At 29.6% G+C, this 12,343-nt stretch carries 11 protein-coding genes and 2 tRNA genes; 7 read left to right on the top strand and 6 right to left on the bottom strand.

The annotated features are described in order from the left end of the window. Positions 1–9: 9 nt before the first annotated feature. Positions 10–354: a 30S ribosomal protein S16 gene (gene rpsP / locus BLBBOR_RS01780; protein WP_015370729.1), complete on the bottom strand. Its 345-nt coding sequence runs from the start codon at positions 352–354 to the stop codon at positions 10–12. A 196-nt stretch (positions 355–550) separates the two neighbouring features. On the opposite strand from rpsP, the gene BLBBOR_RS01775 reads away from it, so the two are divergent. From BLBBOR_RS01775 to BLBBOR_RS01760, 4 genes are all read left to right on the top strand, one after another. Further along, positions 551–621 (top strand) — tRNA-Gln (locus tag BLBBOR_RS01775). A gap of 40 nt (positions 622–661) precedes the next feature. Then, positions 662–2,062, top strand: coding sequence for a dicarboxylate/amino acid:cation symporter (locus BLBBOR_RS01770; protein WP_015370728.1), 1,401 nt, complete (start codon positions 662–664; stop codon positions 2,060–2,062). Positions 2,063–2,098: 36 nt separating this feature from the next. Beyond that, positions 2,099–3,148 carry a diphosphomevalonate/mevalonate 3,5-bisphosphate decarboxylase family protein gene (locus BLBBOR_RS01765; protein WP_015370727.1) on the top strand — a complete coding sequence of 350 codons (1,050 nt, stop codon included), beginning with the start codon at positions 2,099–2,101 and terminating at the stop codon, positions 3,146–3,148. Between the two features lie 37 nt (positions 3,149–3,185). Further along, positions 3,186–3,260 (top strand) — tRNA-His (locus BLBBOR_RS01760). Positions 3,261–3,274: 14 nt separating this feature from the next. Here BLBBOR_RS01760 and BLBBOR_RS01755 read toward each other — a convergent pair. After that, positions 3,275–4,462 (bottom strand): pyridoxal phosphate-dependent aminotransferase, encoded by a 1,188-nt coding sequence (locus BLBBOR_RS01755; RefSeq protein WP_015370726.1) that lies wholly within the window; start codon positions 4,460–4,462, stop codon positions 3,275–3,277. Between the two features lie 38 nt (positions 4,463–4,500). Here BLBBOR_RS01755 and rsmG point away from each other — a divergent pair, with 38 nt between their 5' ends. Both rsmG and BLBBOR_RS01745 read left to right on the top strand, forming a co-directional pair. Next, a complete protein-coding gene (rsmG, locus tag BLBBOR_RS01750) occupies positions 4,501–5,142 on the top strand; it encodes a 16S rRNA (guanine(527)-N(7))-methyltransferase RsmG (protein WP_235043204.1) in 642 nt (213 codons plus the stop codon). A gap of 22 nt (positions 5,143–5,164) precedes the next feature. Beyond that, positions 5,165–6,121, top strand: coding sequence for an amidohydrolase family protein (locus BLBBOR_RS01745; protein ID WP_045118248.1), 957 nt, complete (start codon positions 5,165–5,167; stop codon positions 6,119–6,121). A gap of 14 nt (positions 6,122–6,135) precedes the next feature. Here the strand turns inward: BLBBOR_RS01745 and lysS are convergent, their stop codons facing one another. Beyond that, positions 6,136–7,644, bottom strand: a complete 1,509-nt coding sequence (lysS, locus tag BLBBOR_RS01740; RefSeq protein WP_015370723.1) for a lysine--tRNA ligase — start codon at positions 7,642–7,644, stop codon at positions 6,136–6,138. A 108-nt stretch (positions 7,645–7,752) separates the two neighbouring features. On the opposite strand from lysS, the gene lipB reads away from it, so the two are divergent. Further along, positions 7,753–8,454, top strand: coding sequence for a lipoyl(octanoyl) transferase LipB (gene lipB / locus BLBBOR_RS01735; RefSeq protein WP_015370722.1), 702 nt, complete (start codon positions 7,753–7,755; stop codon positions 8,452–8,454). Here lipB and mtaB read toward each other — a convergent pair. From mtaB to dnaG, 3 genes are all read right to left on the bottom strand, one after another. Further along, complete coding sequence (gene mtaB / locus BLBBOR_RS01730; RefSeq protein WP_015370721.1) at positions 8,438–9,766, bottom strand: tRNA (N(6)-L-threonylcarbamoyladenosine(37)-C(2))-methylthiotransferase MtaB; 1,329 nt, start codon at positions 9,764–9,766, stop codon at positions 8,438–8,440. The two genes, lipB and mtaB, sit on opposite strands and share 17 nt — an antisense overlap. Continuing rightward, the gene (locus BLBBOR_RS01725; protein ID WP_015370720.1) at positions 9,759–10,394 is read right to left on the bottom strand and encodes a peroxiredoxin; all 636 of its coding nucleotides are present in this window, start codon (positions 10,392–10,394) and stop codon (positions 9,759–9,761) included. Before BLBBOR_RS01725 ends, mtaB begins: the two co-directional genes overlap by 8 nt. Positions 10,395–10,486: 92 nt before the next feature. Further along, positions 10,487–12,331 (bottom strand): DNA primase, encoded by a 1,845-nt coding sequence (dnaG, locus tag BLBBOR_RS01720; protein WP_015370719.1) that lies wholly within the window; start codon positions 12,329–12,331, stop codon positions 10,487–10,489. Between the last annotated feature and the right edge of the window lie 12 nt (positions 12,332–12,343).

Here is a 12,343-nt window from a genome sequence, read left to right as displayed (position 1 = left end):
GGATGAATTTTACAGGTTATCTTGTTTTTTTTTTAACCAAACATGAAATTTTTGATTGGCCTCTTCATCATTAAATGCCCCTTTTTTAACTCCTTCTAATAAATGTTTTTTTAGTAAAACTCCTTTTTTAGAAAAAATGGATTTTACTGTATCTGTTGGTTGGGCTCCTTTCATTAACCAGGATACAGATTTTTGTATTTTTAATACTGTTGAAGGAGGATCCGTATGAGGATTGTAAGTCCCCAGTTTTTCAATAAATTTTCCATCTCGTGGAGCACGAGCATCAGCTACAACTATATGGTAAATAGGTCTATGTTTTTTCCCAATTCTTTTTAAACGTATTTTAACAGACATAATTAATTCATTATTTTCTAGAAAAAATTTTCTTTATCTTGTAGTCTTAGTAATTTAGTACAAAAATATCGTTTCTTTTATCCTTAAAAAAAAAACGATGATTTTTTTGTTCCTGGAGTTAGGTTTTTTTTCATCTAAAAATAGCCTTAGGCATAATGATTTTTGAAAAAAAATGGTATATATTTACATTTTTCCTAGACCCGTTGTGTAACGGTAGCACAGCAGATTTTGGTTCTGTTAGTTGGGGTTCGAGTCCCTACGGGTCTGTTACCAAATAATCCTTTGCATAGATGTTGAATTTTACAAAATGAGTATTGGAATGAAAGTAAAAAAAGAAAAAATTTTACTAATAGCATTTTTAAGTGTTTTAGCATATGTTTTTATCCACTTATCAAAATCCTTTTTGGGATTGGATAAATGGACTCTTTGCATGTTTAGATGTTTCGTAATATCTCTGTTCATGTTTTATGCCTTTCTGAAAAAGGACTTAACAACTTGGATCTTGTTATCCATCATCATAGGAATAGAAGTCGGACTAGATCAACCGAAGATTGCTATAGAACTAAGATTTTTATCTCAAATATTTTTGAGAATGATCAAAACTATTATAGCTCCAATATTATTTTCCACTTTAATAGTGGGGATAGCTAGTCACTCTAATATTAAACAATTAGGGAGTATGGGATGGAAATCTCTCCTGTATTTCGAAATAGTAACTACTTTAGCCTTATTCATTGGTCTTATTGCCATTAATGTATCTCAAGCAGGAATAGGAATCGTAATGCCTTCAGGAATGATGGGACAGCAATTACCGAAAGTAGAAAGTAAATCTTGGCAAGATACAATTCTTCATGTTTTTCCAGAAAATTTCATTAAATCCGTCTATCATGGAGATGTGTTACCTATTGTAGTCTTTTCAGTTATTTTTGGTGTATCTATGGTTTTTTTGGATGAAAAAAAACGTAGTCCTCTATTACTCTTTGCAGAAAGTCTTTCAGAGATTATGTTTAAATTCACTAAGATCATCATGTATTTTGCTCCTATAGGAGTAGGATCCGCTATAGCTTATACAGTAGGACATATGGGGTTGGATATATTATATAATCTTTTTCAATTATTATTGACGCTTTATATTGCTTTGCTTATATTTTTAATAGTGGTTTTACTCCCTATTCTTTTATGGATTAAAGTTCCTTTAAGAGGGTTCGTAAAAGCCTTAACGGAACCTGTATCCTTAGCATTTGCTACTACGAGTTCAGAATCTGCCTTACCTCTTCTTATGGAAAATTTAGAAAAATTAGGTGTTCCTAGAAAAATTGTTGCTTTTGTGATTCCTACAGGTTATAGTTTTAATTTAGATGGAACGACTCTTTATTTATCTTTAGCTACTGTATTTGTAGCACAAGCTTCTGGAATTCCTTTAAGTTTTAGTCAACAAATATTTATAGGTTTAACTTTAATTTTAACTAGTAAAGGGGTGGCTGGAGTCCCAAGAGCTTCTTTAGTAATTCTTTTAGCTACTGTAGCGTCTTTTGGATTACCTACTTGGCCTATATTAGCAATTATAGGAATAGATGAATTGATGGATATGGCTCGTACTACTGTAAATGTTATAGGAAATGGATTGGCGAGTTGTGTCATTGCTCGTTCAGAAGGAGAATTAGACGATAAAAAAATGTTAGATTATATAAAAAAACGTGAGAACTAACGGTTAAGGAATTAAATCGTATTTTTTGAAGAAAAGTTGTTTTTTTATAGAAAAAAAAAATATTCTCTAGTTACAAATGGAGTAGTTACGAAAAAAAGTCCTTCCAATATCGCTCTAATAAAATATTGGGGAAAGCAAAAAAATAAAATTCAAATTCCGTCTAATTCGTCTATTAGTTATTCTCTAGGAAAGGTTTATACGGAAACGCGATTAATTTATCATCTGAGAGAAAAAAAAAAGAAATCTATAAGAATTTTCTTTTCTGGAAAAGAAAATTCTAGTTTTCTTCCAAAAATTTTGGAATTTTTTCATAGGATTTCACTTTATTGTTCTTATTTACGAGATTTCAATTTTTTGATAGAAACCAAGAATACTTTTCCACACAGTAGTGGGATAGCTTCTTCTGCTTCCTCTATGAGTGCTTTAGCTTTATGTATCATGGAAATAGAAAAAAAATTAGTTTCTTCTTTAGAAGAAGACTTCTTTTTAAGAAAAGCTTCTTTTTTAGCAAGATTGGGTTCTGGAAGCGCCTGTAGATCTATATATCCTGGACTTGTTGGTTTGGGGGGGCACAAATCCATAAAGGGAAGTAATAATCTTTATGCTATCCCTTATCCCTATAAAATACACCCCATTTTTACAAAAATGGGAGATACCATTTTAGTAATAGATGAATATCCTAAAAAAATTTTGAGTTCAAAAGGACATCAATTAATGATTCACAATCCTTATGCTAAAGAAAGATTTAAATGTGCTAATAAAAACATGGATAGACTAATATCCATATTAAAAATGGGGGATTTACAAGAATTTGGAGAATTAATAGAACATGAAGCTTTGACGCTACATGCCATGATTATGACCTCTCATCCCTATTTCTTATGGATGAAACCGAATACACTTCACGTGCTTTATAAAGTATGGGATTTTAGAAAACAAAGCAAAAAAAATATCTATTTTACACTAGATGCAGGAGCAAATGTTCACCTTTTATATCCTATTCAAGAAATAGTTTCCATCAGAAAATGGATATATAGTGATCTTTTTTCTTATTGTAAAAAAATTATCGAAAGTTTTTGTCAATAAATGGATTGATTGTCTATCTTTGTTATGAACAGAAATGGTGGACGTAGCTCAGTTGGTTTAGAGCATCAGATTGTGGTTCTGAGGGTCGCCGGTTCGAATCCGGTCGTCCACCCATTCATTTCATCATTACATTAATGTTTTTTTTATTCTTGTTAAAGCCTCTATAATTTTCTTTTCTGTGGAAGCATAAGAAATTCGTAAACACTCCTTATCTCCAAAAGCACTTCCACTAACAGTAGCTACTTGAGCTTTTTCAAGTAAAAAGTCAGATAAATCGTCCGAATTTTGAATAATCCTTCCATAAAATTTTTTCCCAAAAAGATCTGAAACCTTTGGAAAAACATAAAAAGCGCCATGTGGTTTATTTATCTGAAATCCGTTAATCTCTTTTATCATTTTCAAAACTAAATCTCTTCTTTTTTTAAACTCCTTGATCATATATTTTATTTCACTGGGGGAAGCTTTTAATGCAGAAATGGCTGCACGTTGTGCGATAGAATTAGCACAAGAAGTTATTTGTCCCTGTATTTTATCACAAGACTTAGCAATCCATTCTGGAGCTCCAATATATCCAATTCTCCATCCAGTCATAGAGAAAGCTTTAGATAAACCATTTAAGGTGATGACTTGATTATAGATATCAGGAAAAATAGCAATACTGGTATGTTTTTCTTCGTAACAAATATGTTCATAAATTTCATCAGAAAGAATAAGGATTTTCGGATGTTTCTTAAAAATTTCTGATAAAGTTTTTAATTCTTCATAGGAGTAAACACTTCCTGTAGGATTACAAGGTGTACTAAAAATAAATAATTTTGTTTGAGGTGTAATAGCTTCTTCTAACTGTTTTGGATGAATTTTAAAATTTTTCTCCATAGTTGTTGGAATGATAACAGGATCGGCTTCACACAATTTGACCATCTGGTAATAACTCACCCAATAAGGAGCGGGAATAATCACTTCATCGTTTCGATTAAGTAAAGATAAAAGAGCATTCATAATAGATTGTTTTCCCCCAGTAGAAACAACAATCTGAGACGGGAAATATTTCAATCCATTATCACGAGAAAATTTTTTGCATATTGTTTCTCTAAGTTCTAAATATCCGGAGACTGGAGTATAGTAATGATAACCTTCATTAATAGCCTTTTTAGCCGCGTCTAAAACAAAATCCGGTGGATAAAAGTTAGGTTCTCCCAAACTTAAGTTGATAATGTCATATCCTTTATTTTTTAATTCTCTAGCTTTACTAGACATAGCTAGAGTTTGCGAATAAGATATATTTTGCAAACGTTGGGATAATCTATTTTTCATAGATGGATAATTTGAAATGATTACAAATCTAAATAAATTTGATTATAAATTTTTATTCCTCTATCAATATGGAATTGATTCAAAAATATTTTCCAGATCTATTGGATCAACAAATATATAAATTGTCTTCTTTAAAAAAATTATATGCATATTGGAATGCTTATGTAAATCTTATTTCTAGAAAAACATTCCACAATTTTTATCAGCAACATGTTCTTTTTTGTTTAGGAATTGCTAAAGTTTTTACTTTTTTTCCTGGATCATGTGTTATGGACTTAGGAACAGGAGGAGGGTTTCCAGGGATCCCTTTATCCATAGTTTTTCCTCATACAGAATTTATATTAGTGGATTCTATTAGTAAAAAAATTAAAATCGTAGAGAAAATCATATATAATCTGAACATAAAAAATGCGTATACTATTTGTATACGTGCAGAAAAATTGGAAAATAAATTTGATTTTGTGGTTAGCAGAGCTGTAGCAAAAATATCTAAAATTCATAATTGGATCAAAAATAAATTTAGATGTCCATCTATTCATAATGGAGCCTTATATCTAAAAGGAGGAGATCTTTCTGATGAATTAAAAAAATTTCCTCATGCGGTAGAATATCCTCTAATTAATTATTTTAGAGAACCATTTTTAAAACAAAAAAAGTTATTTGGATTTCCAATATTTTAATTTTAGATTTAACTCAATTAAGATGAATCCTAAAAAAATTTTTATTGAAAAAGTAAAACAAAAAGGAGGATGGGTGAATGCTCATGCTCACTTGGACAGAGCTTATACTCTCACAAGAAAAAATTTTAAATACTCTTATTTTTCTATTAAAAAAAAATGGTATTTAGTTGATGAAATGAAACGTTTAGCTACAGAAGAGGACATTTATATTCGGATGGAAAAAGCTTTGGAATACTTTTTAATACAAGGAACACAAGCTTTATGTACTTTTATTGATGTGGATGAAGTTATTGAAGACAGAGCATTAAAAGCCGCTAATAAATTGAAAAATAATTATGGTCATTCAATACATATTCGTTTTGCTAATCAAGTTCTTAAAGGGGTTTTAGATAAAAAATCTAAATATTGGTTCGATAAGTCTGTAGAATTTGTGGATATTATTGGTGGATTACCCGCTAAAGATTATGGAAGAGAAGATGAACATCTCGATATTTTATTAAAACAGCTAAAAAAAGGAAAGTTAGTACATGTCCATGTAGATCAATTTAATACTGATGAGGAAAAAGAAACTGAAAAACTAGCAAAAAAAACTATTGAATACGGCCTACAAGGAAAAGTAGTGGCCATACATAGTATTTCTTTAGCTGCACATACTAGAAAATATCGTTATGAAATTTACAAATTAATGAAAAGAGCTAATTTAATGGTAATATCTTGTCCTATTGCTTGGATTGATCATACTAGAAGTGAACGTTTAACTCCCAGTCATAATTCTATTACTCCAGTAGATGAAATGCTTCCTGAAGGAATTATAGTGGCTTTTGGAACCGATAATATCTGTGATATATACAAACCTTTTTCTGATGGAAATCTTTGGATAGAATTACGTGTGATGTTAGAAGCATGTCATTATTATGACATAGACCATTTGGTGAAAATCGCTACGGAAAATGGATTAAAAGTATTAGGATTGAAATAGAAAATTCCTATACTCTACTTCACTTTATTTTCTGGACGCATTTGTGGAAAAAGCAAAACATCTTGGATAGAATTTTGTTTTGTAAATAACATCACCAATCGGTCTATTCCAATTCCAATTCCTGCTGTAGGAGGCATTCCAAATTCTAAAGCACGTATAAAATCTTTATCCAAAAACATAGATTCCTTTTTTTCGGAAAATTTAATTTGTTCTCGCAAACGATCAAGTTGATCTATAGGATCATTAAGTTCTGAATAGGCATTAGCAATTTCTTGTCCATTGATAATAAGTTCAAAACGTTCTGATAGATTTTTTTTATAACGATGCCTTTTAGTTAAAGGACTCATTTCTACAGGATAATCAATAATAAAAGTAGGATTTTTGTAATGTTTTTCACATTTTTCTTCAAAAATGTTTTCAATCAGTTTTCCTTTGTTCATCTGTGGATTTTCCTCTATATGCAATTTTTGACAAACTTTTCTTAATTCCTCTTCTTCCATCTCTCTAAGATCAAATCCAGTATGTGTTTGAATAGCATCCAATATAGGGATACGAGGAAACGGAATTTGAAAACTAATAGAATCGTTTTCTATTAAAATGTCCTTAAAATTTTTTTTCACTTGATGGAAAATACACTTCAGAAGTTTTTCTGTAAAATTCATCATCCAGTAATAATCTTTATAAGCTACATAGAGTTCTAATACAGTAAATTCTGGATTATGAAGACGATCCATCCCCTCATTTCTAAAATTTTTTGAAAATTCATAAACTCCGTGAAATCCTCCAATTATAAGTCTTTTCAAATAAAGTTCATTAGCTATACGTAAATACAATGGAATCCCAAGAGAATTATGATAGGTAACGAAAGGACGAGCTACGGCTCCACCAGGAATAGATTGTAAAATAGGAGTGTCTACTTCTAGATAACCTTTATCATCCAGAAAATTTCTGATTTCTCGTATTATATGAGTGCGTTTTAAAAAAATTTCTTTTACATGATCATTCACAATAAGATCTACATAACGCATACGATAACGTTGTTCTGTATTGGAAAAAGCATCATATATTTTTTTATTTTTATCCACTTTTACTTGTGGTAATGGACGTAAAGATTTAGAAAGTAAAGTTAACTTATGGACATGGATAGTAATTTCATTCATTTTAGTCTTAAATAAAAAACCTTGAACTCCAATAATATCTCCTATATCTATAAGTTTTTTTAAAAGAATATTGTAGGACTCTTCTTTTCCTATTTTTTCTGAGTCAAAATGATTCTTCTTAAAGTAGATTTGGATACGCCCTGTATGGTCTTTAATTTCTCCAAAAGAAGCCTTTCCTAAAATACGTAAACTGATTAAACGTCCAGCTATACTAATGGATTCCTTTTCTGTAAAATCCTCTTGTATATTAATAATGGGAATTGTAATTCTATATTCATTTGATGGATAAGGGTTTAATCCTAATAGTTTTAGTTCTTTTAATTTTTTTCTACGTATAATTTGTTGTTCTGATAAATTTTGCATAAAAATATCCTTATTCATTTCATGCAGAGTCACGGATGTTATAGTCATAAACCATACGAAGGTACATTTGTTTTTTTGATTATATTAAATAAATTTTTAATAAAAACGATGAAAAAAAAAATCCTATTTTTCGAGGATTTAGGAATGAAAGGATATAAAGAAACTTGGGAATATCAAAAAATATTGTTTAATAACCTGATCCAAAAAAAAGTAAAAAATAGACCTTTTCAAAAAGAAAAACCTGGACATTTGCTATTTGTAGAACATCCCCATGTATATACTATAGGGAAAAATGGAAAAAATAAACATTTATTAGTCACCTCGGATTTTTTAAAAAAAATAGATGCGAGATTTTATCAAACCGATAGAGGAGGAGATATCACTTACCATGGTCCTGGGCAACTGGTTGCATATCCAATTTTAAATATGGATTATTTTTTTACGGATATTCATAAATACTTACGTCTTTTGGAAGAAGTTATTATCCATTTTTTATTAAGAAATTATGGAATAAAAGGAGAGAGAGAAAAAGGAAAAACAGGAGTTTGGTTAATAAAAAATGGAATATCTAGGAAAATATGCGCGATAGGAATCAGAATGAGTCGTTGGGTTACTATGCATGGGTTTGCTCTAAATGTAAATACAGATTTACGATATTTTGATCATATTATTCCTTGTGGAATTTTCAATAAAGAAGTAACTTCCTTAAAGAAAGAATTACAAAATCATATCTCCTTTTCCGAGGCGAAACATCTAGTAAAAAAATCTTTTCAAGAAATTTTTAATGTAGAATTCATTCATCCTCTATAATAGATTTAGCTATCACGATCCCATCTTGATCTACTTTCGTTAGTAGCACATCTTGTACTGTATTTGAAAATAAGGGATTCGAATCGATTTTTGTTCGAATATAATTTTCCGTATATCCATACAAATATCCGTGATTCACAGAATTATTTTCAAACAAAACGGTTTTTTTCGTATAAATCTGTTTTTCACAAAAAGAACGATATTTTTGTTTGGAAAGAACTCTTAATATTATTTTCCGTTTTCTTTGTACTTCTGGAGAGACCTTTTTCTGTATGGTAAGAGATTTTGTATTTGGTCTTTGAGAATAGGGAAATATATGTAGAAAAGAAATCTCCAATTTTTTCAAAAAATGATAAGTTTCTAAAAAATGTTCATGTGTTTCTCCAGGAAATCCAACAATGATATCTGAACCTATATAAGCATCCGGGATTAAATTACGGATGTATTGTACTTTTTCTTGATAAAGCTCTCGTCTATAACGTCTCTGCATTTTTCCCAATATATAATTACTTCCAGATTGCAAAGGAATATGAAAATGAGGCATAAAAAGTCTGCTTTTCGATAACAATTCAATACATTTCTCTTTCAATAAATTAGGTTCTATTGAAGATAAACGTATTCTTCCCTTTTCTTTTATTTGATCTATAGCCTGTATCAAATCAAAAAAGGTATAGGAACGACCTGGATGGTTCCCATATATATTTTTTCCATAATCTCCAATATTTATTCCTGTTAACACTATCTCTTTTATCCCTTTTTTAAAAAGAAACCTTATATTTTTCAATATATTTTCTATACTCTCAGAACGAGAAAAACCTCTGGAAATGGGAATGATGCAATAACTACACTTGTAATCACATCCATCCTGAATTTTCAAAAAAGAACGAGTTCTATCTCCAATAGAATAGGAGGGAAAATAAGAATTTGTTTCCTTTGAAATAATTTTTGCAGGATTTTTTTTGAATAAATTTTCTTGATCAAGATAGTCTATTATTTGAAATTTTTCTTTCATTCCCAAAACTAGATCTACACCGGGAAAGGAAGAAATTTCTTTCGGATGAACTTGAGCATAACATCCTATCGCTATCACAAAAGCTTTTGCATTTTTCTTCATAAAAAAACGTACTACATACTTGAAATCTTTCTCTGCCTTTTCAGTTACAGAACAAGTATTTATCACATAAATGTCTGCGAAACTCTTGAAAGAGACAAGTTCATAATTTGAATTCGAAAGTTTTCTTGCTATAGTAGAAGTCTCTGCGTAATTTAATTTGCACCCTATTGTATAAAATGCTATTTTTTTTCTATTCATTTTCAGATGAATAGAAATCTAAAAGGCCACGATGACTAGCCTTAATAGCTCTTTTTCCCTTTATCCAGTTTGCTGGACAAACTTCTCCACTTTTTTCATAATACTGAAGTGCGTCTATCATACGAATGGCTTCATTGACGTTCCTACCTAAAGGAAAGTCATTGATTAAAATATGTCGGATGATTCCTTGTTTGTCTATTAAAAATAAACCTCTATAAGCAATAAGTTCTCCAGTAGATTTTAACTCTTCCTTATCGAAAATCCAATCTCCAGATAAAACCCCATAGTTATGGGATATGGTTTTATTTATGTCAGAAACAAGAGGATAAGTAACCCCATATATTCCTCCTTTTTCTTTTGGGATTTGCAACCAAGCCCAGTGGGATTGTTCTGTATCCGTAGATATCGCAATAACTTGCACATTTCTGGATTCAAAATCCTTCATTTTTTCTTGAAAGGCATATATTTCTGTAGGGCAGACAAAAGTAAAATCCTTGGGATAGAAAAAAAGCAATACATATTTACTTCCCTGAAACTTTTCTAAAGTAAAATTTTTTACAATATCTTTTCCATTCAATACCGCGCTCGCTGCAAAATTAGGCGCTTTCTTTGCAATTAATGTATTCATTTTTCGATATTTTATATGCACGAATTTACCAAAATTCTTATAAGAATCAAAAGGATTGTTTTATTTTCTTTAATAGGATTAGGCTATTTTTTTTATACATATCTATGTAACTTCTTATTAAATTCGTTTTTTAAATTTGTTAAATACATGATTTTTTTTAGAATCATTTGATTCTTATCTCTTCGTATTTCTTTCTGAAAATTACGAATTTCTTGTTGAATTAATTTCAAAATATATTGGGTTTTATATCTCAATAAAATGTCCATGAGATATCTATCTATGTTTTCTTCTTGGGAGGACACTTTAATTCCTTTTCTATTCCATTGGGATAATGAATAAGATTTTTTCTTTTTTTCATTTTCTACAACTAAAGAAGGGTTCTTTCCTATATTTTTTTTTTGCAAACAGATTTCATCAAATATTTTTTGATGAGAATCCAAAGAAAAACGAAAATTATAGTCTTGAAAAGTATGGAATATTTCTTCGAAAACCGTAGTAGTATGGGTCCCTTCTTTTTTAAATATTTTATTCCCATAATTCAAAATCAGTTGAATCAATTTTTCTTCAAGGAGAAGAAGAGTATTATTTCTTTCTGAATTAAGGAGAATTTGATTATTCTCAATCTTTTTATATAGTTTTTTTTTCTTGTTTATTCGTTCCAATTCATAAATTAGAACTTCTTGACGAAGTTGGAATAACTTAGAAGTTTCTTGTATGCATAATTCTCTTTGAAGAAGATTGGGAATTTTTGAAATACTCTTCAAAATATTCAAAACTAAAAAGGATTTTTTCATGGGATCATCTTGGTGGAATTTTTTCATATATTTTTTTTTTGAAAGAAATAAAATGATAACTTTTTTTCCTAAAAACTCTCTTAATTGAGAAGAGGAATATTTTTTAGCCAAATAATCTGGATCTTCCCCATTATAAAAAAATAATATCCGTAGATCCATTTCTTGTTCCAAGATCATATTAATCACTCTTAAAGAAGCTTGAATTCCAGAACGATCTCCATCATAAAAAAGAACGATAGATTTCGTGAATCTCTTGATTAAAAAGATTTGATCTATGGTTAGTGAAGTTCCAGAGGATGAAACTACATTTTTTATTCCAGATTGATGTAGAGAAAGTACATCTGTATATCCTTCTACTAAATAACAAAGGTCCTCTTTTAAAATATTTTTTTGAGCTTGAAATAAACCATACAAAATTTTACTCTTTCGAAAAATATCGTTTTCGGATGAATTTAAATATTTGATAGAACGTAAAGAATTATCAATTTTCCTACCTCCAAATCCTATCACCCTTCCTGATAGATCATGTATGGGGAACATCACTCTTTTACGAAAACAGTCAAAATGATTAGATCTTTTGAATCCAGTAAGACCAGATTTTTTTAGATCCTGTATTTGAAACCCTTTTTTTAAAGCGGTTTCCGTAAATTTTGTCCAAGAGGAAGGTGCAAAACCTAATTCAAATTGATGAATTATTTTCATATTAAGACCTCTTTGTTTCATCAAATAAATCAATCCTTTTTCTTGGCCTTCTTTTGTGTAAGACAATTGTTTCATGAAAAAAAATTTTGCATAATCTTGTATTAAGTATAAATTTTCATGATCTATTTTCCTAATAAATGTATTCTTATTTTCTTCCTGAATTTTAATATCATACTTTTTAGCTAAATAATGTAATGATTCTACATAAGTATAATTTTCGTGTTCCATAAGAAAAGTGATAATATTTCCCCCTTTTCCAGAACTAAAATCCTTCCATATTTTTTTTATAGGAGAAACTATTAGAGACGGAGTTTTTTCATTGGAAAAGGGACTAAGTCCTCTATAATTTAATCCGCTTTTTTTTAAGGAAATAAAATCTCCAATGACTTCTTCTATACAAGAAACGGAAAATATTCTTTTTATAGTTTCTTTAGATATCATGATATCTTATCT

Source organism: Blattabacterium sp. (Blatta orientalis) str. Tarazona (assembly GCF_000334405.1).
Taxonomy (GTDB): domain Bacteria; phylum Bacteroidota; class Bacteroidia; order Flavobacteriales; family Blattabacteriaceae; genus Blattabacterium.
Note: the sequence above shows the minus strand (reverse complement) of the source record. Positions and strands in the feature narration are given on the sequence as shown.